The 24385-nt window shown below is 70.9% G+C and carries 20 protein-coding genes and 2 tRNA genes; 11 read left to right on the plus strand and 11 right to left on the minus strand.

Translation table 11 applies throughout. From position 1 onward, the window contains the following. Window positions 1–149 precede the first annotated feature (149 nt). Window positions 150–1388: a hypothetical protein gene (locus AB0F01_RS13910; RefSeq protein ID WP_362094043.1), complete on the plus strand. Its 1239-nt coding sequence runs from the start codon at window positions 150–152 to the stop codon at window positions 1386–1388. A gap of 289 nt (window positions 1389–1677) precedes the next feature. Here AB0F01_RS13910 and AB0F01_RS13915 read toward each other — a convergent pair whose 3' ends face one another. Next, window positions 1678–3669: a serine/threonine-protein kinase gene (locus AB0F01_RS13915; RefSeq protein ID WP_362094045.1), complete on the minus strand. Its 1992-nt coding sequence runs from the start codon at window positions 3667–3669 to the stop codon at window positions 1678–1680. Window positions 3670–3728: 59 nt separating this feature from the next. Further along, complete coding sequence (locus AB0F01_RS13920) at window positions 3729–4277, minus strand: DNA-binding protein (protein WP_362094048.1); 549 nt, start codon at window positions 4275–4277, stop codon at window positions 3729–3731. A gap of 181 nt (window positions 4278–4458) precedes the next feature. On the opposite strand from AB0F01_RS13920, the gene AB0F01_RS13925 reads away from it, so the two are divergent. Continuing rightward, window positions 4459–4531, plus strand: a tRNA-Ala gene (locus tag AB0F01_RS13925). A 126-nt stretch (window positions 4532–4657) separates the two neighbouring features. Here AB0F01_RS13925 and AB0F01_RS13930 read toward each other — a convergent pair. Next, window positions 4658–5356, minus strand: a complete 699-nt coding sequence (locus tag AB0F01_RS13930; protein WP_362094051.1) for a DUF5324 family protein — start codon at window positions 5354–5356, stop codon at window positions 4658–4660. 340 nt (window positions 5357–5696) lie between these two features. Here AB0F01_RS13930 and AB0F01_RS13935 point away from each other — a divergent pair, with 340 nt between their 5' ends. Both AB0F01_RS13935 and AB0F01_RS13940 read left to right on the plus strand, forming a co-directional pair. After that, window positions 5697–6224, plus strand: a complete 528-nt coding sequence (locus AB0F01_RS13935; RefSeq protein ID WP_362094054.1) for a peptidylprolyl isomerase — start codon at window positions 5697–5699, stop codon at window positions 6222–6224. Between the two features lie 111 nt (window positions 6225–6335). Next, on the plus strand, window positions 6336–7229 hold the full coding sequence (locus AB0F01_RS13940; protein WP_362094057.1) for a rhomboid family intramembrane serine protease: 894 nt from the start codon (window positions 6336–6338) through the stop codon (window positions 7227–7229). Window positions 7230–7767: 538 nt separating this feature from the next. On the opposite strand, the gene crgA is transcribed toward AB0F01_RS13940, so the two are convergent. Continuing rightward, the gene (gene crgA, locus AB0F01_RS13945) at window positions 7768–8022 is read right to left on the minus strand and encodes a cell division protein CrgA (RefSeq protein WP_362094059.1); all 255 of its coding nucleotides are present in this window, start codon (window positions 8020–8022) and stop codon (window positions 7768–7770) included. A gap of 141 nt (window positions 8023–8163) precedes the next feature. Between crgA and AB0F01_RS13950 the strand changes: the two genes are divergently transcribed. The 5 genes from AB0F01_RS13950 to AB0F01_RS13970 all read left to right on the plus strand — a co-directional run bounded on the left by AB0F01_RS13950 (window position 8164) and on the right by AB0F01_RS13970 (window position 12827). Then, window positions 8164–8943, plus strand: coding sequence for a DUF881 domain-containing protein (locus tag AB0F01_RS13950; protein WP_362094062.1), 780 nt, complete (start codon window positions 8164–8166; stop codon window positions 8941–8943). Window positions 8944–9480: 537 nt separating this feature from the next. Further along, window positions 9481–9678: a hypothetical protein gene (locus tag AB0F01_RS13955; protein WP_362094065.1), complete on the plus strand. Its 198-nt coding sequence runs from the start codon at window positions 9481–9483 to the stop codon at window positions 9676–9678. Next, a complete protein-coding gene (locus AB0F01_RS13960) occupies window positions 9675–10349 on the plus strand; it encodes an aminodeoxychorismate/anthranilate synthase component II (RefSeq protein WP_362094067.1) in 675 nt (224 codons plus the stop codon). The genes AB0F01_RS13955 and AB0F01_RS13960 overlap by 4 nt, the downstream gene beginning before the upstream one ends. Beyond that, complete coding sequence (locus AB0F01_RS13965) at window positions 10346–12049, plus strand: class E sortase (RefSeq protein ID WP_362094069.1); 1704 nt, start codon at window positions 10346–10348, stop codon at window positions 12047–12049. Before AB0F01_RS13960 ends, AB0F01_RS13965 begins: the two co-directional genes overlap by 4 nt. A 13-nt stretch (window positions 12050–12062) precedes the next feature. Beyond that, window positions 12063–12827, plus strand: a complete 765-nt coding sequence (locus AB0F01_RS13970) for a class E sortase (protein WP_362094072.1) — start codon at window positions 12063–12065, stop codon at window positions 12825–12827. 564 nt (window positions 12828–13391) lie between these two features. On the opposite strand, the gene pknB is transcribed toward AB0F01_RS13970, so the two are convergent. The 6 genes from pknB to AB0F01_RS14000 form a co-directional block, all read right to left on the minus strand. Further along, window positions 13392–15407 (minus strand): Stk1 family PASTA domain-containing Ser/Thr kinase, encoded by a 2016-nt coding sequence (gene pknB / locus AB0F01_RS13975; RefSeq protein WP_362094073.1) that lies wholly within the window; start codon window positions 15405–15407, stop codon window positions 13392–13394. Between the two features lie 169 nt (window positions 15408–15576). Then, window positions 15577–17055: a penicillin-binding protein 2 gene (locus AB0F01_RS13980; RefSeq protein WP_362094076.1), complete on the minus strand. Its 1479-nt coding sequence runs from the start codon at window positions 17053–17055 to the stop codon at window positions 15577–15579. After that, a complete protein-coding gene (locus AB0F01_RS13985) occupies window positions 17052–18488 on the minus strand; it encodes an FtsW/RodA/SpoVE family cell cycle protein (RefSeq protein ID WP_362094078.1) in 1437 nt (478 codons plus the stop codon). Before AB0F01_RS13985 ends, AB0F01_RS13980 begins: the two co-directional genes overlap by 4 nt. A gap of 27 nt (window positions 18489–18515) precedes the next feature. Continuing rightward, a complete protein-coding gene (locus AB0F01_RS13990) occupies window positions 18516–20054 on the minus strand; it encodes a Stp1/IreP family PP2C-type Ser/Thr phosphatase (RefSeq protein ID WP_362094081.1) in 1539 nt (512 codons plus the stop codon). A gap of 141 nt (window positions 20055–20195) precedes the next feature. Then, entirely contained in the window at window positions 20196–20711 is a 516-nt protein-coding gene (locus tag AB0F01_RS13995; protein ID WP_192233207.1) for an FHA domain-containing protein, read from the minus strand. Between the two features lie 10 nt (window positions 20712–20721). Continuing rightward, window positions 20722–21579 (minus strand): DUF3662 and FHA domain-containing protein, encoded by an 858-nt coding sequence (locus AB0F01_RS14000; RefSeq protein WP_362094084.1) that lies wholly within the window; start codon window positions 21577–21579, stop codon window positions 20722–20724. Window positions 21580–22178: 599 nt separating this feature from the next. On the opposite strand from AB0F01_RS14000, the gene AB0F01_RS14005 reads away from it, so the two are divergent. Both AB0F01_RS14005 and AB0F01_RS14010 read left to right on the plus strand, forming a co-directional pair. Then, window positions 22179–22265, plus strand: a tRNA-Leu gene (locus AB0F01_RS14005). Between the two features lie 246 nt (window positions 22266–22511). Further along, on the plus strand, window positions 22512–22916 hold the full coding sequence (locus AB0F01_RS14010) for a TIGR03618 family F420-dependent PPOX class oxidoreductase (protein WP_362094087.1): 405 nt from the start codon (window positions 22512–22514) through the stop codon (window positions 22914–22916). 422 nt (window positions 22917–23338) lie between these two features. Here AB0F01_RS14010 and AB0F01_RS14015 read toward each other — a convergent pair whose 3' ends face one another. Beyond that, entirely contained in the window at window positions 23339–24313 is a 975-nt protein-coding gene (locus AB0F01_RS14015) for a helix-turn-helix transcriptional regulator (RefSeq protein ID WP_362094090.1), read from the minus strand. Window positions 24314–24385 lie beyond the last annotated feature (72 nt).

The raw sequence follows: 24385 nt of genomic DNA on the forward strand, positions 1-24385 counted from the left end.
CGGCAGGATGGGCGCCTGATCGACGTCCGGGATACGACGAGGGGTGGCGCGTGAGGGGACGGCGGTGTAAGGCGAGGGAGCGCACACGAGCCGGGCGGGACGGCGCAGCCACGGCGTGGCGGACGGGCGTTCCGGTACTCGCCTCCGCGGTGATCCTCGCGGCGCTGGGCGCCCCGCCCGTGCAGGCGGCGCCCGGAGCCCCGGGAAGCTACGCCTTCGCCGAGGACGCCGTGCGCGCGGCGGGGGCGCAGAGCACCGCGGACGCGCAGCCGCTGGAGGCGGGACGTGCCTACCGCAGCACCCTTCCGGCCCGCGGCCCGGTCCACTACGGCCTGCGGCTCGACGACTCTTCCACCGCGTACGTCTCGGCGACCGCCGTTCCACCGGCCGACCTGCGCGCCTCCTCGGTCACCGACGGGATCAAGGTGAGTCTCCGGGACTCCCGGGGACGTTCCTGCGACGTCGACACCGCCGGCTTCGGGGCCGCGCGCAGCCCGCACCCGGTCACGGCGTCGGCCGTGCGCGACGTCTCCCGCCGCACGTCGCTGTGCAAGGAGGCCGGTACCTACTTCGTGACCGTCGAGCGCACCGACCCCGACGGCGAGGGGGCCTCCCCCCGTGACTGGGACCTGGAACTCGCCGTGGTGACGGAGCCGCCGCTGGAGCGGGAGGAAGCGACGCGCGCACCCCGGGAGTGGAATTCGGCGTCCCCCGAGCCCGTCGGCGGGGCGGCCGAACGGCGGGCGGGCGGCGCCGGGTTCGCGCGGGCGACCCCACTCGGCGAAGGGGTGTGGCGGGACGACGTGCACCCCGGCAGCACTCTCTTCTACACGGTGCCCGTGGACTGGGGCCAGCAGGTGTCCGTCACGGCCGAACTGGGCAGCACCGACGGCGACGGCAAGGGCTTCGTCGCCGCGGCTCTGGACCTCGACCTCTACAACCCCGTCCGCGGTCATGTCGCCGACGTGCGGGTGGCCTACGACGGGGGCCAGAAGGCGGGCACCCTGCCCGTCCTGCCTCCCGTCGCGCACGCCAACCGTCATGCGGCGACCGCCAGGATCGGGGCGGTGCGGACCGCCGGTACGTACTACCTCGTGGCCCACCTGGCGGCGGAGGTCGCCGACGACTTCGGCACCGGACCGGTACCGCTGACGCTGCGGGTGCGGGTGGAGGGGACGGCGCAGCACGGGCCCGCCTACGCGGGGCAGGCCGTCCCCCCGGGCGTCTTCACGGTGACCGAGGCCGACCGGCGTGCGGCGGACGAGGGCACCGAAGGGGGCGGCACCGCGATGCTGGCCCTGGCGGTCGGCGGTCTCGGTGCCGGTAGCGCGTTGCTGGCGGGGCTCGGCGTGTGGACGGTCGTGGCCCGCCGCAGAGCCACCCCTTAGCGCGGGTCGGGCAGAGCTGCTCCTTTACTGCCTGCGAGTAGACGCGCTCCCGCGTCCTCGCTTCCGCGTCCTCGCTTCCGAGCCCCGGCTCCCGCGTCCCCACTCCCGCCCCTCGTCGCCGTTGCCGCCCCTCGTCGGTCGGTGGCCCCTCCCCCGCGTTGGGGTTCCCGTGTGTCGCCCGTGCGCCGATGTAACGGCGAGGGTTGAGGGGCGCGGGCTGAGGGCAGAGGCTGAGGGCTGAGGCTGAGGGCTGAGGTGGTGGGGCGGCCGGTTGCTGCGTGCGGGGCGCTCAGAGGTGGCTGAGGGCCCAGAAGCCCACCGCGTAACAGAGGAGGGCCAGCAGCAGCAGCGGTACCGCCGCCTTCGCGGGCGGGCCGGGGCGTCTTGGACGGCGGTGGGCGGGGGGCGAACCGGTGGCCGGTGCCGATATTGCCTCGCCGAAAGGCGGAACCCGCGGGGCTTGGGCGGTGTATTCAGCAGTAGAGGCATCGGCGTACGGACGTCCGGCCGGGGCCTGATACGCCGGAGGACGAGGTTGCAGGGGGGTGTGCGGCGGATGCGTGGGGTCGTGCGGGGAAACGCCCGGGAAAGGGGCGGGGAGCGGTTGCCGGGGGAAGGCGTCCGGGGCCTGCTGCAGTGCCTCCTGCTCCGCCTGCTGGTGCCGCTCCTGTGGTTCGTAGGCCCGGCCGGGGTCCGGGCCGGGGCCGGGTGGCGGCCAGGGCGACGGGGGCGACGAGTGCGGTGGCGCCTGCGGTGCCGGGACCGGTGGGGACGGCTGCCGTGCGACGGGGGGAGACGGCGCCGGACTCGGAGTGGGGGGCGCGTCGGGTGGCGGAAGATGAAAGCTCCCGGTGTCCGACATGCTGGGCTGTGGCTGGTGTTGAGGTGCGGGCGGGGCCTCGGCGGGGGGTGTGGTGGGCGGGCCGACGGTGGCAGGTGTGGCCGGCGTGGCGGTAGAGCGGCGGGGATCGTCGGGTGGGGAGGCCATGGCCCTGTCGTGGCCGTATGCGGCGGGGGGTGCTGCCGGCTGCGCCTCCAGCGGGGCCATGTGCTCGGAGGGGGCCGGTCCGGGCGGTGTCTCGACTCCTCCGGGGACAGCCGGGGTGCGTACAGGGACCGGCGCGGACGGGTCCGTGCCGACCGGGTCCCCGTCGGCGTCGCCGTGCCGGCCGCCGACGCCTCTGTCGTGGGCGTTCAGCTCACCGTCGGCGGCCTCCGGCGAGGGGGCCTCGCCCCGTTCGTCGCCGGAGGGGGCGGAGGCGGCGCTCGCCCGGCCTCCGGCCGGCGAGCCGGGTCGCGCGTCCGCGTCCTCCGCGCCGGAGCCCTGTGCCGAGAGCCGGTGGGCCTCGGTGGTGGCCGTGGCCCCGCCGGTCCCGCCGAGCCGTACGCCCGACGCGCGTCTCTGCGGCCCGTCGGGCCCGAACCCGGGTGGGAGCGGACCGAGTTGGTCGAAGATCTCGATCTGCTCGTCGTCGGGGCCCGGCTCAGGAAGGAGTTCCGCTGCCGCGGCAAGCGCCTTGCGCGCCCCGGTGGCGGTACGGAAGCGGGCGTCGGGGTCCGGCTGCAGCAAGGTCGCCACGACCTGCCACAGGGGCTCGGGGATGCCCTGGGGTGCACCGGGCGTTCCGTGGGCGGCGAAGTGCTGGACGAGAGCCTTGGTGTCCGGTTTGGCGCCCTCCAGCAGATACAGGGCGACCAGGCCCACGGCGAAGAGGTCGGAGGGGAAGTCCGGCTCGGAGCCCATCATTTGCTCCGGTGCGAGGTAACCGGGCGTTCCCACCACCAGATTGGTCTCCGTCAGCCGGGGTTCGCCCAGGCGCATCGCGATGCCGAAGTCGGAGAGGCGCAGCCGCGGGCGCCGGGTACCGGTCGCTTCCAGGAGCACGTTGGCGGGCTTGATGTCGCGGTGGACGACCCCCTCCGCGTGGACGGCGGCCAGCCCGGCGAGCAGCTGGTCCAGCAAGGTGCACACGACATGGGGCGGCAGGGGGCCGTAGTCGCCGACCAGGTGGACCAGCGAGCCGCCGGCGACCAGGTCCATGGTGAAGAGGACCTTGTCGTCGTCGGCGGCCCAGCTGGTGGGGGCGAGCACATGGGGATGATCGATGCGCAGAGCCTGTTCGCGGACGAAGCGGAGGAGGGAGTGGGCATCGCTCTGCAGCAGCACCTTGGCCGCCACATAGCGGCGCCGTCGGTGGTCCCAGGCGCGCCAGACGGCGCCCACCCCTCCGCGTCCGATCGGGTCGGCCAGCTCATAGCGGCCGGCGAACACCTCACCCATGCCGTGCCCCGCCCCTCCCCCTGTGCCGTCGCCCTCCGCGTGCCGCGGCCGGGCGGGGATCAGTTCTGGTGCGACTGGTAGTGCGCCACCGCGTCCGAGGTGCGGCCTGCTCCGTAGACGCGGAGGAACTCGGCCAGTTCCGGGTGGGTGGGGGCGAGGGAGTCGGCGGCCTCGATGATGTCGCCGGCCGCTGCCACCGAACGCAGCAGGGACTGGATCTCGCGGACGACCCGCTTGACCGTGGGAGCGCCCGAAGTGCTCGTCGTCTGCGTGGTGTTGCTGAGCACCGACCCCCCTTGCGATTTCTTGATCTCCTCCATGCGCTCGGTTGCCTCGGCTGCGCTGACACTTCCGTCCGCGACCTGTCCCGCGAGGTCCTGCAACAGCTGGACCCGCTGGACGACCGCGGGATTGCCGATCTTGGCCCGCTGGCCGCTCATGAGCTGTGACAGCATCGGCGCGGACAGACCGAGCACTCCGGCGAGACGAGCCTGATTGAGGCCCAGGTCGTCTATGAGCCTACGGAAGAGCGCCCCCAGTGGCTCCCCGTACCAGTTCCGCTGCAGTTCCCGCGCTCTTGCGGTGGCTTCCTGCTGTGCGGCGTCCATTGCGTCTCCCCATCGCTTCCCCAAGAACCGCGGTTCGCTGTAGCGAACCACGTCCGAGCATCTTACGGAGAGTGGTTGGTCACGGGGACCCCCAATCCTTTTGCCGAATCCCGGGGGTGACCCGGTACTCTGGTGTGCGACGCCCGCCGGGATGCTCTTTCCGGGCGGATGCTTCGTTTCCGGGGCCTTAGCTCAGTTGGTAGAGCGCTGTCTTTGCATGGCAGATGTCAGGGGTTCGACTCCCCTAGGCTCCACAATCGGACCCCTCCGATCTGCGGAAAAGCGGACGGAGGGGTCCTTCGTTTCACGTGAAACAGCGCGGTGGGCCGGGAGATCGCTCGGATCTCCCGGCCCACCGCGCTGTCGGCGGCCGTCGCGCGTCAGGTCTGGTCGTCGCGCTTGGCGGCCTCCTCCTCGGCCTCCTTGGCCTGGACCTCCGGGTCCAGGGTGGCGCCGCTGCCGTCCACGGACGTCAGTGTGGCGCCCTCGGGGACGTCGGTCGCGGCCGGCGGTTCCACCAGCCAGTCCGGATTGGCCTGCTGGTCCCACCACTTCCAGGCCGCGTAGGCGCCACCAGCGAGGGCGCTGGCGATCAGGATCACCTTGGCGGCCCGGCCGGCCTTGGCCCGGCGCTGCTGCTTGCGGACCAGTTTCTGGATCTGCCGCGCGGTGACCTGACCGCGCAGCGCGGCCAGGGCCGCCGCGCTGCGGGCAGCGGCTTCCTCCGTGACCGGACCCGCGACGGCGATCGCCTGCTCGATCCGGGGACGGGAGTAGTCGGCCGCCTGCCGCGCCGCCTTGCGGGTGCGGACGGCGGCCTCCTGGGCGGCGTGGTCGACCTTCGGCGGCACGTGCGTCCGGGCCTGCTCCAGGTATGGCTGGATGTGAGCGCCGTACTGGACACGGGCCTGGCCTGCGGCCTGCGTCACCTTGGGCGCCAGCCGTACGCGCGCCTCCTGTGCGTAGTGCGCGGCCCTTTCCTTGGCCGTGTCGGCGTAGGGCGCCACCACTTCCGCGGCGTGCAGCACGCTGTCCTTCGCCGAACCGGTCGCGGCGCGCACGCTGTCGATGCGGGTCACGGGTTCCTCCTCCTCGGTGGCGTACGGTATTTCGACTTTCCACCCTTTTACGGATCATGCATCGCGCGCGGCCGTCGGGCATGCGCGGACGGGCATACGGGTGCCGGTGCGGTTGCCGGTGCAGTTGATCGAATGCGATAGAGGACGAAGCGGTCATTCAAGGGGCTTGTGGTCGACCATGCCACGGATCGCCGCCCTGCGCCCCTGTCGGGCGCACACTCGCCGGTCTCTCCGACGGGTGGACGGCACGGGTGTGGCATGTGAACGGGCGCCGGACGACTTACGGGACCCGGTCCGTGGGAGGATCGGGGGGTCACCGAAAGACAACGGAAGGCACATCGTGGCTGAGCAGCTCTACGCCACCCTGAAGACCAACCACGGCAACATCGAGGTTCGGCTCTTCCCGAACCAGGCGCCGAAGACGGTCAAGAACTTCGTCGAGCTCGCCAAGGGCGAGCGGGAGTGGACGCACCCCCAGACCGGTGCCAAGTCGACGGACAAGCTCTACGACGGCACGGTTTTCCACCGGGTGATCAGCGGATTCATGATTCAGGGCGGTGACCCGCTGGGCAACGGCACCGGCGGTCCCGGCTACCAGTTCGAGGACGAGTTCCACCCGGACCTCCGCTTCGACAAGCCCTACCTGCTGGCCATGGCCAACGCGGGGCCGGGCACGAACGGCTCGCAGTTCTTCATCACCGTCTCCCCGACGGCGTGGCTGACCCGCAAGCACACCATCTTCGGTGAGGTCACCGACGCGGCCAGCCAGAAGGTCGTGGACACCATCGCCGCCGTGCAGACCAACCCGCGGACGGACCGTCCGGTGAACGACGTGGTCATCGAGTCGGTCGAGATCCGCGAGGCCTGAACCGCCCGGCCCGGAGCCTCGGGCGAGCGAGATCGCCCGCAGGGAACCAATCGCCCCGCTCGTCCGTAAGGATGGGCGGGGCGGGGTTTTTTCGACGACCGAGGGGATTCCATGGACGACCAGGCTGCCGGCAGCCCGCGGGACGCCCACAGCGTCCCCTCCTGCTATCGCCACCCGGACCGTGAGACCGGCGTCCGCTGCACCCGTTGCGACCGGCCGATCTGTCCCGAGTGCATGGTCGACGCGGCGGTCGGTTTCCAGTGTCCCGAATGCGTCCGTGGGGGTTCGGGCACCGGACACGCCCCGAGCGCGTCGGTGCCGCGGACGCTCGCCGGGGGCACGGTCACGGCGGACCCCAGGCTGATCACCAAGATCCTCATCGGCATCTGTCTGGCGGCCTTCCTGGTCCAGATGTCGGTCGGGGACACCTTCACCGACCGCTTCGACCTCATCGGCCGGGCCTTCGTGCCCCACCTCGGCACGCTGGAGGGTGTGGCGGAGGGGCAGTACTACCGACTGCTGACCTCGATGTTCCTGCACGGCAGCTACATCCACATCATCTTCAACATGCTGAGTCTGTGGTGGATCGGCGGCCCGCTCGAAGCGGCGCTCGGCAGGGCCCGTTACCTGACCCTCTACCTGGTGTCCGGTCTCGCGGGCAGTGCGCTCAGCTATCTGATCGCCGCACCGAACCAGCCCTCGCTCGGTGCTTCCGGGGCGGTCTTCGGACTGTTCGGTGCGACCGCCGTGCTGATGCGCCGGCTGAACTACGACATGCGGCCGATCATCGCGCTGCTGGTGATCAACCTGATCATCACCTTCAGCCCCGGCTTCAACATCGCCTGGCAGGCCCACCTCGGCGGGCTCGTCGCCGGTGTGGTGATGGGGTACGCCATGATCCACGCCCCGCGCTCGAGGCGCACAGTGATCCAGTACGGCACCTGTGCGCTGGTACTGGCCGTTGTCGTCGTCATGACCCTCGTGAGAACGTCTCAGCTGATCTGATCGCTCGGGGCGGCTGCCCGGCCCTGGGCGGGGTCCTCCGACGCCGGCACCCGGCGAGGGGGCGTGGCGGCGAAAGGCGTGGTGGGCGGAGGCGCCACGGTACGTGGTGCGGTCCGGGGGGCGGCCGAGGTGGGCGAAGACGGTCGGGGCCGTGATCTGGTGCCTTGCGGCTGCCCCGGCCGGTGCCTCAGATCCACAGGTGGAGGTCAGCTGCCGGACGCCGAGCTGTGAGCCGGCGGTACCACTGGGAACGCGACTTGTCCGACGTTGTCCACAGTGGGTGGCGGATCTTGTGCACAGTGTGCGGGAACATCTGTGCTTTCTGTCACCGGACAGAGTTTCCGCAGGTCAGCGCCAGGGTGAACAGGTTTTCGATTGCCGGTGGTTCTGTCACACCGGCGTCAACGTCCGATGGGTTATCCACAGATCGTCGTTCTTTTCCCCACGCTGTGGAAAGGCCTGTGGATAACTCAGTGGATAGCCCTGCCCAGAGCTGCAGAGCGGTCCGGGCAGGCCTCCCCTCACGTGGCGGCGCGTGCTACTTCCACTGGGTCGAGACGCCGAATCCGGCGGCGATGAAGCCGAAGCCCACGACGATGTTGAAGTTGCCCAGGGACTCGATCGGAAGCCTGCTGTCCGTGACGTAGAAGACGACGATCCAGGCCAGACCGATGGCGAACAGGCTCAGCATCACGGGCGCGACCCAACCGCGGCTGTTCATCTTCAGCGCGGTCGTCTGCTTCGCGGGCGGCGGCGTGTAGTCGGCCTTCTTGCGGATACGTGACTTCGGCACGAGGGTCTCTCCTGTCGATGCGCTGCGTGGCCGCGCAGGGAACTGGGTCGGGCTCAAAGCAGCGTACAAGGGGACTCTGAGGGCTCCCCCGGGCGTCCGTTAGCGTAGTGCTTCCGCGGCGCCGAAGGAGATAAGGGTACGTTGAGCAATTCTGCCTACTCCCCGGGTTCGGAATCCAGTCCTGTCCGCCGACGACGCTTCCGGCCCGTGCGGGTGCTCACCGCGGGTGTCTTCGCCCTCGCCGGGCTCATCTTCTTCACCAGCTTCAACACGGCCAAGGGCACCAACATACGCACCGACGCCTCCCTGCTGAAGCTCTCCGACCTCGTGCACGAGCGCAGCCTCCGGAACGGGCAGCTGGACGATTCCAACGCCGCCCTGCGCAAGGACGTGGAGGCCCTCGCTGAGCGGGACGACGGCAGCACCAAGGCCGATGACGACCGCCTCACCGCCCTGGAGAAGCGGGCAGGCACGCAGAAGCTGAAGGGCGAGGCGATCACCGTCACGCTCAACGACGCCCCGCCGGACGCCACCGCCAAGCTCCCCGGCTACCCGGAGCCGCAGCCCGACTACCTGGTCATCCACCAGCAGGACCTCCAGGCCGTGGTGAACGCGATGTGGCAGGGCGGCGCCGAGGGCATCCAGGTCATGGACCAGCGGTTGATCTCCACCAGCGCCGTCCGTTGCGTGGGCAACACCCTGATCCTGCAGGGCCGGGTCTACTCACCCCCGTACACGATCACCGCGGTCGGTGACCCGGGGAAGCTCCGGGACGCCCTCACCGCCTCCCCGGCGATCCAGAACTACATGGTGTACGTCAACGTCTACGGGCTCGGCTGGAAGGTCGAGGACAAGGGCACGGTGACCCTCCCCGGCTACTCGGGCACGGTGGACCTGCACTACGCGAAGCCCGTGGAGTGAGCGTCGCGTGCCCTGTGACCTCCCCGTGGCGACCCGGGCAGCGGGTCACCGCCGGTGCGCGTGACCGTCGGGGACGTTGCGTGCGGTGCGCGTGACCGGCAGGGACGTTGGCGTGCGGGGCGCGTGACCCCTTAGTGGCGGGTGTCGTGTCGCCCGGCTCGCCCCTCTCCGCGTGCCGTGGTTTCACGTGAAACAGTCCGCGGTCGAGGTACTGGTCGAGTACCTGGTCGTGAGCACGGCCGCCGGCGGGCCGGTCGGAGAGGCCCAGGAGGCATGAGGCGGACGCCGCCCGACCCGCCGCGCAGCGCACCTTCTCCTCACGGACTCCCGCGAAAACCGGCTCCGGGAATCGAGGCAATCGCCCCCGCATCACGTATGTCCGGGTAACAGCAGCCGGGCCGCCGGCCGACACCGACGACGTGCACCGGGGACGGGGGCACGGCTCACTCCCCGGCCGCCGGGCGCAGTTGGACGCCGCTCCCCTTCCGGAGGCCGGGAAACCGGAGGGGTCGCGCCGTTAGTCTGGTGGCGTACGGCGTGAGCTTGGTGCCGTGGTACGACGGAAGGGACGGCATGTACAGCTGGATCTGGCGGCATCTGCCGGGGAACGGGTGGGTGCGCGCACTCATCTCGCTCCTGCTGATCATCGCCGTGGTCTACGTCCTCTTCGAGTACGTCTTCCCCTGGGCCGAGCCGCTGCTGCCCTTCAACGATGTGACGGTGGACAACCAGTGAGCGCGCGCATTCTCGTCGTCGACAACTACGACAGCTTCGTCTTCAACCTGGTCCAGTACCTGTACCAACTGGGCGCCGAGTGCGAGGTCCTGCGCAACGACGAGGTGTCGACCGCGGACGTGCGTGGGGGCACCTCCCGCTCGAGCGGAGCCGAGAGTGCGGGAGGGTTCGACGGCGTGTTGCTCTCGCCCGGCCCCGGCACCCCTGAGCGGGCCGGTGTCTGCGTCGAGATGGTGCGCCACTGCGCCGCGACCGGCGTGCCGGTGTTCGGCGTCTGCCTCGGCATGCAGTCGATGCAGGTGGCCTACGGGGGTGTCGTGAACCGAGCCCCCGAGTTGCTGCACGGCAAGACCTCGCCCGTCACGCACGAGGGGAAGGGCGTCTTCGCGGGACTGCCCTCCCCGTTCACGGCGACCCGGTACCACTCCCTGGCCGCGGAGCCGACCACGGTACCGGCGGAGCTGGAGGTGACGGCCAGGACACCCGACGGCATCGTGATGGGCCTGCGCCACCGTGAACTTCCGGTCGAGGGCGTGCAGTTCCACCCCGAGTCGGTGCTCACCGAGCACGGCCACCGGATGCTCGCCAACTGGCTGTCGGAATGCGGTGACCGGGACGCGGTGGCGAGGTCGGCGGGGCTCGCCCCCGTCGTGGGCAGGTCCACGGCGTGACCGCGCTGCGCCCCGAGCGCGAATCCGGTGCCGAGTACGGGGAGTCGTTCACCGACGGCTCCTCCTACGGCTCCGGCGGCGGGCAGGGGTCCCCGTACGGGCAGGAGCCGTACGGGGCACACGGCGTGGTCGGGGACGGCGGCTGGTACGGAGACGTCCCGCGGAACGTCCACGGCGGCACGTCCTACGGCGAGGGCACCTACACCGGGCCCGCCGCCCAGCACAACGGCTCCACTCCCCCTTACAACGCTTCCGCTCCCCAACCCGGGGACGCCTACAGCGGGGGCGCCTACCGGGACATGTACGGCGGCGGGGACGCGTACGGGGACGCGTACCAGGGGCAGCAGGCTCCCGGCGGTGCACCCCAGGGCGCGGGCGCGCTCGGTCACGGCGCGTACGGCCAGGCCCCGCCCGACGCGACGGCGGCCTACGCCCCTTCCCCTTCCCCGGGCGCTACGCCGTACGGCGGAGCACCTCATGACGCGGCACACCAGGACAGGGCGGCCTACGACGCGGCCTCCTACGGCAGTGCCGCCTACGACGGTCTTTCCCACGACGGCCCCTCCTCCGACGGAGCTTCCTACAACGGAGCTTCCTACAACGGGGCTTCTCACAACGGGGCGACGGCCTACGGGAGAGCGGCGTTCACCGGCGCTCCGGCCGGTGCCCCCGCGTACGCGGAGGCGTCCCGCGGCCGTACCGCCCACGGTGGTGCGCCGGCCGACGGGCCCGCCGCGGAGACGGCCTACCTGCCGCCGGCCGACGACGAGACGGTCGCCCTGCGCGTCCTCGACCCGCCGGCGCCCCGCGTGCGCGAGGAAGCCTCGAAGGCCGCGGAGCCCGCGGAGCCCGGGGGTGAGGAGGGCGGCGGCCGTGCGGCCCGCAGGAAGGCCGCCAAGCGGGGACAGGGGCGCCGCGGGGGGCCGCCCGGAGACGGCGAGACGCCGGCCGAGGACTCCCGGGGCTCAGGGGGGCGGCAGGCGCCCCTGTCGCGCGTCGAGGCGCGTCGGCGGGCGAAGGCGAACAGGCCCGGCCCGGCGGTGGTCGCGAGCCGGGCGATCGGCGAGGTGTTCATCACCTTCGGCGTGCTCATGCTGCTGTTCGTCACCTACCAGCTGTGGTGGACGAACGTGCAGGCGCAGGCCCAGGCGGGCAAGGAGGTCAGCGACCTCCAGAGCGACTGGGCGAACGGCAAACGGAGCCCGGGGGCCTTCGAGCCGGGGCAGGGCTTCGCGTTGCTGCACATGCCGAAGCTGGACGTGGTCGTCCCCATCGCCGAGGGCATCAACAGCAAGAAGGTGCTGGACCGGGGCATGGTCGGCCACTACGCCGAGGGTGCGCTGAAGACGGCGATGCCCGAGGACAAGACCGGCAACTTCGGGCTCGCCGGGCACCGGAACACCCACGGGGAGCCCTTCCGGTACATCAACCGGCTGGAGTCCGGCGACCCCATCGTCGTGGAGACGCAGGACACGTACTTCGTCTACGAGATGAAGTCGATCCTGCCGGTGACCTCACCGAGCAACATCAGTGTCCTGGAACCCGTCCCGAAGGGCTCCGGCTTCACCGAACCCGGCCGTTACATCACGCTGACCACCTGCACGCCCGAGTTCACCAGCAAGTACCGCATGATCGTCTGGGGCAAGATGGCCGAGGAACGGCCGCGCAGCAAGGGCAAGCCGGATGCGCTCGTCAACTAGGGGCAGAGGAAACGTGGCAGCGACCACCGACGACACCGAACAGCAGACCGCCGCCGTGTCCCGGTCTCGGCGGCGCCCGGCACGCCGCCGCATGGGCCCCTTCGCGACGGCGGTCAGCATCTTCGGGGAACTCCTCATCACCACCGGACTGGTGCTCGGCCTGTTCGTCGTCTACTCGCTGTGGTGGACGAACGTCGTCGCCGACCGGGCAGCGGGCGCGCAGGCCGACAAGGTGCGCGACACCTGGGCCCGGGAGGCCGGGGAGGGTGCCGGCGGCCCGGTCTCCTTCGACAGCAAGGCCGGCATCGGCTTCCTGCACGTGCCCGCGATGAGCGACGACGAGATCCTCGTCGAGAAGGGCACGTCGATGAAGGTCCTCAACGACGGCGTGGCCGGCTACTACACCGATCCGGTCAAGGCGACCCTGCCGACGTCCGGCAAGAAGGGCAACTTCTCGCTCGCCGCGCACCGCGACGGTCACGGGGCGAAGTTCCACGGGATCCACCGGATCGGCAAGGGTGACGCGATCGTCTTCGAGACGAAGGACACCTGGTACGTCTACAAGACCTATGCGGTGCTGCCCGAGACCTCGAAGTACAACGTCGAGGTCCTCGCCCCGGTCCCGAAGGAGTCCGGCGCCAAGAAGCCCGGCCACTACATCACCCTGACGACCTGCACGCCCGTGTACACGAGCAAGTACCGCTACGTGGTGTGGGGCGAACTGGTCCGCACGGAGAAGGTCGACGACCGGCGCACCCCGCCGGCGGAACTGCGCTGACGACGCACCGGCCCGGGCCGGTCAGGAGCGCCGGTGCCCTCACCCGGACCCCGGCCGGATGCTGCTAGGGCGCCGGGGCCCGGACACCGTGGCCGCCCCTCTCGCCGGACACCGTGACGCGTCCTCTCCCGCCCGTCGGGCACCGTGGCCGATCCTCCGCCGGGCCGGACACCGCGACGCGTTCCTCCCACCGGACACCGTGACGCGTCCCCTCCGCCGGGCACCGTCACGCACTCCCGCCGCCCACCTGGCGGCCACCGCGCAGTGGACCCCGCAGTCCCGCAGTGTGGTCCCCCGCAGGCGCACGGAGCCGCCCTGCCGCCGCCCCCTCCGCGGCCCTCGTCGTCCCCCGGCCCTGCCGCCCGCCGCCCGCCGCCTGCTGCCCGGGAGCCCCGGCCCCTGCCCCGGTCCCGCGCCCGCCGCCACGACCACCCCCGCGCCACGACCACCCCGTCACGACGCACCCCGCGCCGCGGGAACACCCGCCCATGACGGAGCCCCGGCCCCTTCCTGAGGAGGAAGCCGGGGCTCCGTCACACCGTTCGGTGCCGTGGCGGCGCGGACTCAGTCGTCCCGGGAACCGCCCGTGAGGCCGCCGAAGATGCCTCCGTTGTTGCCGCCGTTGTTCCCGCCCTGCTGGCCGCCGATGGCGATCAGCACGACCTTGTCGCCTCGCTTGACCTCCTGGCCCTCCTGCGGGTTGCTCCCGACGACCACGGCGTTGTCGTCGTCCGTGCCCTGGACCCGCTCCAGCTGGAGGCCGGCCTGGGCGAGGACCTGCTTGGCCTGGCCGACCGTCATCTGCGTGACGCGCGGCATGGCGAACTTGTCCTCCCCCTGCTTCGCCTTGCCGATGACGATGGAGACCTGGGAGCCCTTGTCGGCGGAGGAATTGGGACCCGGCGTGGTCGAGATGACCTTGCCCACCTGGTTCGGGTCGTCGGTCTCCTGCTCGGTGCAGTTGCCCACCAGGTCATTGGCCGACATCTGGGTCTTCGCCTCGTCACACGACTTGCCGAGGACGTCCGGAACGGTCGACTTCTCCTGCTCCTTGGCGACCACCAGGGTGATCGTCGAGCCCTTCTCCACCTCCTTGCCGGAGGTCGGATCCTGCTCGAGGACGCTGTTCGGCTCCTCCGAGGACACCCGCGACTTGGTCTCGATCTTGAACTGGTAGTCGTCGGCCTCCAGCTTGGAGGTGGCGTCCTCCAGGCTCAGGCCGATCACGCTCGGCACCGCCACCTTCGGCGCGCCGGTCGACACCACCAGATCGACGGTGGAGTCCTTCTCGACCTTGGTGCCCGGCTTCGGGGTCTGGTCGCAGATGTTTCCCTTGCTCTCGCTCTCGCAGGGCTTCGACGTGAAGCTGAGTTTCAGCTCGCCGTTCTCGGCCAGCCGCTCCGCGTTCTTCTTCGTCTCGCCTATGAAGTTCGGGACCTCGATGTTGTCGTTGCCCACCCCGCCGTCGCCGCCGAAGGCCAGGCGGCCGATCAGGATGGCGCCGATCAGGACCAGGACGCCCGCCGCGACCAGCAGGATCGTCGAGGTGTTGGTCTTCTTCGGCTGGCGGCGGCGCCCCTGGCGGTCGTCGTAGCCGTAGCCGCCGTCGTCCTGGTTCATGGGCGGCAGCATCGAGGTGGCCGCAGCGCTGCCGGCGTCCTGGCGCAGGGCCGTTGTCGGCTGGTCGTCCGGGTAGCCGCCGTAACCCGCGGAGCCGAGGGCCGCGGCGGCCGCGACCGGCTGGCCGTCCAGGCAGGCCTCGATGTCGGCGCGCATCTCGTCGGCCGACTGGTAACGGTAGTCCGGGTCCTTGACCAGGGCCTTCAGGACGATGGCGTCCATTTCGGGCGTGATCTCGGGGTCGAAGACGCTGGGCGCCTGCGGTTCCTCGCGCACGTGCTGGTAGGCCACCGCGACCGGGGAGTCGCCCACGAACGGCGGGCGGACGGTCAGCAGCTCGTACAGCAGGCAGCCGGTGGAGTAGAGGTCGGAGCGGGCGTCGACCTGTTCGCCTTTGGCCTGTTCCGGGGAGAGGTACTGGGCGGTGCCGATCACGGCGGAGGTCTGGGTCATCGTCATGCCGGAGTCGCCCATGGCGCGGGCGATGCCGAAGTCCATGACCTTGACCTGGCCGTTCCGCGTCAGCATGACGTTGGCCGGCTTGATGTCGCGGTGCACGATGCCCGCGCGGTGCGAGTACTCCAGGGCCTGGAGGATGCCGATCGTCATCTCCAGCGTCCGCTCCGGCAGCAGCTTGCGGCCACTGTGGAGGAGCTCACGCAGGGTGGAACCGTCGACGTACTCCATCACGATGTACGGGATGGAGACCCCGTCGATGTAGTCCTCACCCGTGTCGTAGACCGCGACGATCGCGGGATGGTTGAGCGAGGCGGCCGACTGGGCCTCCCGGCGGAACCGGGCCTGGAAGGACGGGTCGCGCGCGAGGTCCGCGCGCAGCGTCTTCACCGCCACGGTGCGGCCGAGGCGGGTGTCATGCGCGAGGTAGACCTCCGCCATGCCACCGCGGCCGAGCACCTGGCCCAGTTCGTACCGGCCGCCGAGGCGACGCGGCTCTTCCATAGCTACCTACCAGCCCTCTCCGTGGGTCCCGACCGGCACGTGGGTGCCGCCGGAGGCTGCGTTCCGGGCCTACCGTACCCGGCTCGTTTTGTGTGACCCGGCCAAGTGCGTCAGCCGATACAGGACCGGTACCGCAACGTGCACCGATGTGAAGCGGACGTGACCGGTGTCACTGCTTGCCCTTGATGACCGCCTCCATCACGTCCTTGGCGATCGGGGCAGCGAGTCCGCCACCGGAGATGTCGCCGCGCACGGCGTTGTCGTCCTCGATGACGACGGCCACCGCGACCGGGGAGCCGCCGTCACCGGTCTTGGCGTAGGAGATGAACCACGCGTAGGGGTTCTTGCTGTTGGCGACACCGTGCTGGGCGGTGCCGGTCTTGCCGCCGACGGTGACGTTCGGGATGCGGGCGTTGCCGCCGGTGCCGTTCTCGACGACCGTCTCCATCATCGACTGGAGGATCTGCGCGTTCTTCGCCGACATCGGCCGGCTCAGTTCCTCCGGCTTGGTCTTCTCGACCGTGTCCAGGCTCGGCGCCTGCAGCGCGTCGACCATGTAGGGCTGCATCATCGAGCCGTTGTTGGCGATGGCCGCGGTGACCATGGCCATCTGCAGCGGGGTGGTCGCGGTGTTGAACTGGCCGATGGAGGACAGCGCGACCTGCGAGGGCTCCATGTCGTCGGAGAAGACGGAGGCGTTGGCGCGGACCGGGGTGAACTGCTCCTCGTTGAAGCCGAACTTCTCGGCCGTCTCCAGCATCTTGTCGTTGCCGAGGTCGGCGCCGATCTTGCCGAAGACCGTGTTGCAGGAGACCCGGAGGGCCTCACGCAGGCTGGCGTCCTTGCAGGGCAGGTTGCCGTCGTTCTTCAGCTCGGTGCGGGTGCCAGTCATGACCCACGGCAGGGGCGTGTCCGTCTTCTCGTCGGCGTCCTTGTAGAGGTTGTGCTCCAGGGCGGCGGCGGCGGTGACGACCTTGAAGGTCGATCCGGGCGGGTAGACCTCGCGCAGGGCCCGGTTGAGCATCGGATCGTCGGGGTTGTTCTTCTTCTGCAGCTTCTGCCAGGCCTCGGTGTCCGTCGTGGTGGAGTTGCCGGCGAAGGACGACGGGTCGTACGACGGGTAGGAGGCGAGGGCGAGGATCTTGCCGGTGGACGGTTCGATGGCGGCGACGGCGCCCTTGCCGCCCTGCCGCTTCAGCCCCTCGTAGGCGGCCTTCTGCGCGGCGGAGCTGAGCGTGGTGACGACGTTGCCGCCCTGCTTCTTCTTGCCGGTCAGCATGTCGAGGGTGTTGCGGAAGAACAGCTGGTCGGCGTTGCCGGTGAGGATGCCGTCCTCGATGCTCTCCAGCTGGGTCGCGCCGAAGGCCTGCGAGGCGTAGCCGGTGACCGGCGCCCACATCGGGCCGTTCTTGTAGGTGCGCTTGTACTCGAAGTCGCTGCCCGAGGTCCGCTTCGAGCCGGTGATCGGCTTGCCGTCGACGATGATGTCGCCGCGCGGCTGCGCGTACCGCTCGATGGCGATGCGGCGGTTCTTCTCGTTCTTCTGCAGGGCGTCGGCCTGCACGTACTGGAGCCAGTTGTCACGGATCATCAGGGCGAGCATGAGGAGCCCACAGAAGATCGCGATCCGGCGCAGGGGCTTGTTCACGGTCGGACCACCTGGGTCATCTCGGCGTCTGGGTTGGTGGCGGGCGCGGGCGCCGGGCGTCGGGCGGTGTCACTGATGCGCAGCAGGATGCCGATCAGCGCCCAGTTGGCGATGACGGAGGAACCGCCGTAGGCGAGGAACGGCATGGTCATACCGGTCAGCGGGATGAGCCCCATCACACCGCCGGCGACCACGAAGACCTGGAGGGCGAAGGCACCGGACAGGCCGATCGCGAACAGCTTGCCGAACGGGTCGCGCGCGGCCAGCGAGGTCCGCACGCCGCGCTCGATGATCAGCGCGTACAGCAGCAGCATCGCCATGACGCCGGCCAGGCCCAGCTCCTCGCCGAAGGTGGCGAAGATGAAGTCGGAGTTGGCGGCGAAGCCGATCAGGTCGGAGTTGCCCTGGCCGAGGCCGGTGCCCATGACACCGCCCGACCCGAACGACATGATCGACTGGCCGATCTGCTCGCAGGCGCCGGAGGTCGCGTAGCAGCCGAACGGGTCCAGCCAGGCGTCCACACGCTGCTGGACGTGACCGGCGAAGGAGGCCACGCCCACGGCGCCCGCGGCGGACATCAGCAGACCGATGACGATCCAGCTGGTCCGCTCGGTGGCGACGTACAGCATGACGATGAACAGCCCGAAGAACAGCAGCGAGGTGCCGAGGTCGTTCTCGAAGATGAGGACGAGGAGGCTGACCGCCCAGATGGTGATGATCGGACCGAGGTCGCGGCCGCGCGGCAGGTACAGGCCCATGAACCGGCGGCTGGCGAGGGCCAGGGCGTCCCGCTTCACCATGAGGTAGCCGGAGAAGAAGATCGCGATGACGATCTTGGCGAACTCGCCTGGCTGGATGGAGAATCCGGCGACCCGGATCCAGATCTTGGCGCCGAACACGTCGGCGCCGAGGCCCGGCACCAGCGGCAGCAGCAGCAGGATCAGGGCGGCCACCATGGAGATGTAGGTGTACCGCTGCAGGATGCGGTGGTCCTTGAGGAAGATGAGCACAGCCACGAACAGGGCGACGCCGATGGCCGAGTACAGCAGCTGGTTCGGGGCGGACGGGCTGAACGCCCCGTAGGCCCGTTCGGCCAGCTGCTGCAGCCGCTCCGACTGGTCCAGCCGCCAGATGGCGACCAGGCCCAGGCCGTTCAGCAGGGTCGCCAGCGGCAGCAGCAGGGGGTCGGCGTACGCGGCGAACTTGCGCACCACGAGGTGGCCGACGCCCGCCAGCAGCCCGAGCCCCAGCCCGTAGGCGAGCAGCCCGGAGGGCACGGAGCCGTCGATGGCCAGGCCCACGTTGGCGTAGGCGAAGACCGGGATGACGACGGCGAACACCAGCAGGGCCAGCTCGGTGTTGCGCCGGCTCGGGGCGCCGATCGCGCCGATCGTGGACGTGTGCTGCGCCGACGGGTTGGTAGTACTGCTCATCGTGTGACAGGGCCTCTCACGGCTTGCCTACTGCTTACCGCACAGCGAGACGACCTTCTGCTCTTCCTCCGAGAGGCTGGGGCCGGGGCTGGGAGTAGGTGCGGTCGTGGACGGGGGCGTGGACTTCTCCGGTGCCTTCGTCGACCCCGAGGGGTCGGGCGTCGGCGTGACCTTGGACGGGAAGGAGGCGGGAGTGGTTCCCGTGGTGCCTCCGGCCTCGCCCTCGCCGGTCTTCGCGTTCTTCTCGCTCTCGGCGGCGCGCCGCTCGGCCGCCTTCCTGCAGGCGGAGGCCTGCACCGACAGCTCCTCGATCTTCGCCCGGGCGTCCGCCAGGTCGTTCTCGGGAATCGTGCCCTCGACCAGCTTCTGCTGGTAGGGCGGCAGGTACTTGAGTTCGATCTCGGGGTGGTCCTGCTGGACCTTCGAGAGCGACACCCACGCCAGGTCCTGGCTGATGCCCCGGTACAGCGCCACGTGGTCCTCGTTGGTGCCGACGTAGTACTGCGTCTGCGTCCAGCGCCAGCCGCCGTACAGGCCGCCGCCGACGACGGCGAGGGCGAGCAGGCCGAAGAAGGACCGCTTGAGCCACTTGCGGCCCTTGCGCGGCTTGGTGAAGTCGTCGTCGCCGTAGCCGAAGCCGTCGGTGGGGATGAAGCCGGTCACGTCGCCGCTGCCGGGCGGGCCGAACTCGCCGCCGCCCTGGGAGCGCCGGCGGCCCAGCCCGGAGGCGCGGCCGGCCGGGGTCTGCATGATGCCGTTGTCGTGCAGCTGGCTCTGGTTCTCGGCGACGGCACCGACCACGACGGGGGTGTCGGACAGCTGCCCGGCCAGGGTGTCCCCGGTGTCGAGGTCGAGGACGTCGGCGACGATCACCGTGATGTTGTCCGGGCCGCCGCCGCGCAGCGCCAGTTCGATCAGGTTCTGGACGGTCTCCTCGGGGCCCTGGTAGCTGGCCAGGGCGTCCTCGAGGGTCTGGTGGGAGACCACGCCGGACAGGCCGTCGGAGCAGATCAGGTACCGGTCGCCGGCCCGCACCTCGCGGATCGACAGGTCGGGTTCGACGTGCTCGCCGCTGCCCAGGGCCCGCATCAGCAGGGACCGCTGCGGGTGGGTGGTCGCCTCCTCCTCGGTGATCCGGCCCTCGTCGACCAGCCGCTGCACCCACGTGTGGTCCTGGGTGATCTGGGTGAGGACACCGTCGCGCAGCAGGTACGCGCGGGAGTCGCCGACGTGCACCATGCCGAGCCGCTGGCCGGTCCACAGCAGGGCGGTCAGGGTGGTGCCCATTCCCTCGAGCTGCGGGTCCTCCTCGACCATCATGCGCAGCTGGTCGTTGGCCCGCTGCACGGCCGTGCCGAGCGAGGTGAGCAGGTCGGAGCCGGGGACGTCGTCGTCGAGCGCGACGATGGTGGAGATCGCCTCGGAGGAGGCGACCTCGCCGGCCGCGGCGCCGCCCATGCCGTCGGCGATGGCGAGCAGGCGCGGACCGGCGTAACCGGAGTCCTCGTTGCCCTCCCGGATCATCCCCTTGTGCGATCCGGCGGCGAAGCGCAGGGAAAGGCTCATGCGCACCTCGCCAGTCGGCTCCGGGTACAGCCGGTCGTGTCGAGCCACACTGCCCACCCTCCGGTCGGGAGCGCGCCGCGGCCCTGGGTGGGGGCCGACGATGCGTGCTCGCTCCGCTCGCGCTCATTCATTGGTGTAGCACTACTTCCGCAGCTCGATGACGGTCTTGCCGATGCGGATCGGCGCACCCAGCGAAATCGGCGTGGGAGTCGTCAGCCGGTTCCGGTCCAGGTAGGTGCCGTTCGTGGAGCCGAGGTCCTCGACGATCCACTGGCCGTCGCGGTCCGGGTAGATCCTGGCATGACGGCTGGAGGCGTAGTCGTCGTCCAGCACGATGGTGCTGTCGTGCGCGCGGCCCAGGGTGATGGTCTGGCCCTGCAGCGCGACGGTGGTGCCGGTGAGGGTGCCCTCGGTCACCACCAGCTTGGTGGGGGCGTTCCGGCCGCCTCCCCGCCGGCCGCCGCCGGACTGCTGGCGCTGTTGCGGCGGCGCCTGCCGGCCGGCCTGCTGCGCGCGCCCGGCCTCCCGCCGCGCCCCGCGCTGGGTGACCCGCGTACCGAACAGGTCGCTCCGGATGACCTGCACGGCCACGATCACGAACAGCCACAGTACGGCCAGGAACCCCAGCCGCATGACCGTGAGGGTCAGCTCTGACATTGCCCCCGCTTCACCCTTCGGCTTGCCTATAGATAACGGTGGTGCTGCCCACGACGATCCGCGAGCCGTCGCGGAGCGTAGCGCGGGTGGTGTGCTGCCCGTCCACCACGATGCCGTTGGTGGAGCCGAGATCCTGGATCGTCGAGGGCGTTCCGGTCCGGATCTCGCAGTGCCGGCGGGAGACGCCGGGGTCGTCGATCCGCACGTCGGCCTCGGTGCTGCGGCCCAGGACGAGGGTGGCGCGGGAGATCTGGTGGCGGGTGCCGTTGATCTCGATCCAGTGGCGGGTGCGTCCGGCGGACGCGGGTGCGGCGGGGGGCCGCTGGCCGCCCGCGGGCTGCGGGTAGCCGTAGCCGCCGCCCGGTCCGCCGGGTGGCGGAGCGGCGGGCATGGGCGGGGCGCCCGCGGCCGGCGGGTAGCCGTAGCCGCCGGGGCGTCCGGCCGGGGCCGGCCCGGCGCCGGGGGCGCCAGGGGCGCCGGGGGCCTGGCTGGCGGAGGAGGCGAGGGTGCGGCTGCGCACCCGGTAGAGGCCGGTGTCGAGGTCGTCGGCCTTCTCCAGGTGCACCTTGATCGGGCCCATGAAGGTGTAGCGCTGCTGCTTGGCGTAGTCGCGCACCATGCCGGCCAACTCGTCGCCGAGCTGGCCCGAGTACGGGCTGAGCCGCTCGAAGTCCGGGGTGCTCAGCTCGACGATGAAGTCGTTGGGCACGACGGTGCGGTCGCGGTTCCAGATGGTGGCGTTGTTGTCGCACTCCCGCTGGAGCGCTCCCGCGATCTCCACGGGCTGCACCTCGGACTTGAACACCTTGGCGAAGGTGCCGTTGACCAGACCTTCGAGACGCTGCTCGAACTTCTTCAGGACTCCCATGGGGCACCTCCTCCGTCGCTGCCGTCCTGTGTACTGCCCCGTGCACCGTGCCGTGCACTGCTTACCCGGTACTGCTTACTGATCGTATCCACGCGCCGCCCGATCGGCTGGTTCCCCCTGGTACCCCCCGTCGACGGGTGTCGACGCCTGACGACGTTCCCTCCGGGACACCCCTTCGAACTCCTCCAGCCCTGCCGTCGCCCTCGTGCGCGCCGTTTCTGCCATGGATCGTAGAGGGGGCCGAAGACCAGTGTCCCGCACCGGGCTGTGGACTCCGCCCGGCTCCTGGGCAGACGAGGAGGACCGGTACGAGGTTGATACGTGAAACAGCCGCCGGTCCTCGGGCACGCGGCCGGTGTGCGGGGACGCCCGGCGGTCGGCGGGCGTCCCGGACCGGACGGGTGCCCTCCGGAGTGCCGGTGAGGGGTCCCGGACGTGGTGGTGCCGCTCACCGGACGCGGTGGTGCTGCTCAGCGGGGACCGGCGCCGGGGCAGCGAAAAGGGATGTGAATCCACCCCGGCCAGCGTGCTAATGTTCTCGTGTCGGAAGGCGCCGCACCCCCTACGGGAGGGCGGAGAGCCGGAAGGCAACACCCAATGCGCGGGTGGCGGAATAGGCAGACGCGCTGGATTCAGGTTCCAGTGCCCGCAAGGGCGTGGGGGTTCAACTCCCCCCTCGCGCACCACGAGAAACCGTTGAGACGGGTCTCGGCCGGAGACGGAAGTCCCGGCCGGGGCCCGTTTCGCGTTGCCGGGACGGTACGGGAGAGGTCCGGGGCCGGGCGGTCCACGTGAGCAATGTCACGGGTGGACGGGCGCCGCTGGCAGGGCGGATGCGCCCCGCGGGGGTCTCGCTCCGTGCGGGCCGCGCACTGCCGAGGGCGGCGGGCCGTCGTCGGGGCGGCCGGTCCGGGACCGGCTAGCCTCCCGGAATGGCTATCGACCTGAGTGATCCCGGCCCGGAGTTCCTCGCGTTCTGGCAGGAGCGGCACTTCCCCACCCTCACCACCATCCGGCCCGACGGCAGCCCTCACGTCGTCCCCGTCGGGGTGACGTACGACCCGGAGCACCGGCTCGCCCGGATCATCACCCGGCGCACGAGCAGGAAGGCGGCCCATGTCGGAGCGGCCGGGCCCGGTGGGGCCCGGGTCGCGGTGTGCCAGGTGGACGCCGGGCGCTGGTCGACGCTGGAAGGTGTGGCCCGGGTGCGCACCGAGCCGGAGCTGGTCGCCGACGCGGTCGCGCGCTACGCCGAGCGGTACGACCGCATGCCTGCCCCCAACCCGGAGCGCATCGCCATCGAGATCAGCGTGGAGCGGGCGATGGGGCGGGTCTGACGCCGGGACGTACACCGGACGGGGCCGGTCTGAGGCCGGGAGGTACCCGGCTGAGCCGGTCTGACGCCGGGACGTGCCCCGGTTCGACGCCGGGACGTGCCCTCCGGCCGTGGTGCTCGGTGCGCTCGACGTCCGGTCGCGCCGATCGACTCCGCTGACCGCGGCTGTGCTGGAGCGGTTTCTGTTGAACGGCTGCACCGATCGGCTGTGCCGCTGTGCCGCTGTGTCGCTGTTCGGTGGTGCCTGAGCGACCGGTGTGGCCGATGGGACGGCGGGGACGAGCACCCCGGCGAGGGACCGGCCGGGGCGGGGCCGGCCGCGGCCCCGGGTGCTGTCGTCGCGGTGCCCGTGGCGGGCACCCCGCCGTGGCGATCCGGGGCTGGGGTGGGTCCTCCTCCGGCCGGGCCGGTACCCGGTGGTCCTCAGAACCAGCCGCGTTCGCGTGCCAGCAGGGCGGCCTGGAAGCGGTTGGTGGCGTGCAGGCGGGTCATCAGGCTGGCCACGTGCTTGCGGTACGTCCGCACCGAGATGCCCAGGTCGCGGGCTCCGCTCTCGTCCTTGTCGGCGCTGTAGAGGGTCTTGAGGATCCGGCGCTCGATCTCGGTGGGCGGTTCGTCGTCGGGGGTGGGGAGTTCCTGGGCCATGGCCCACATCCGGTCGAAGAGGGTGACCAGGGTGGCCACCAGGCCCGGTTCGCGCGTGAGCAGGGCTCCCTTGGCGGTGTCCGAGGGGTCGAGCGGGGTGAGGGCCGCCGAGCGGTCGCAGATGATCATGCGCTCCAGCGGGGCGTGGGAGATGCGTATCTCCGCGCCCTTGGCGGCGAGTTCGCGCAGATAGGACAGGGTGTCGAGGTCGTCCAGGGCGGGTGCGGCCATCAACGTGCGCATGCGCACGCCCCGGCGCAGGATGCGCAGGTCGATGGGGCGGGAGAAGTCCGCCGACTCGGGGCTGATGATGCCCGTCGGGTTGGTGGTGAGGCTCTCGGTGCGGGCGAAGAAGGTGAGTTCGTCGATGACGGCCCGGACGGCTTCGAGTCCCTCGATCTGCTGCACGGTCGGGGCCTCCTCCGGCGGGCGCGGCGTCGGCGCGGTCTCCCGTTCCCGCTGGAGGGACTCCACGATGCCGTTGCCGCGCGCGGTCTGTTCCAGCTCGGCCTGCAGGGCGTCCAGCCGGTGGTCGATCAGGTGCTCCACGGCCCGGGCCGGGGCCACGGGGCGCAGGGCGCCGGTGTGGGTGCGGGTGGCCAGGCCGAGGGCGAGGAGCCGGTCGGCCGTCTCCGTGTGGGTCTCGGCGGCGACCTGGTCCGGTTCGTCACCGACGCCCTGGCGCAGGAGCCGGCGGTAGAGCGCTTCCTCATCTCTGGCGACGCCCAAGAAGTCCAGACGTGGTTGCGCCACGGATTCCCCCCTGTGTGCACGAACTGTGCCGATCTTTCCTCAAGAAATACCCCGGGTAGCGCCGACGGCGCC

The organism is Streptomyces sp. NPDC029526, assembly GCF_040637405.1.
In the GTDB taxonomy this organism is placed as follows: Bacteria; Actinomycetota; Actinomycetes; order Streptomycetales; family Streptomycetaceae; genus Streptomyces.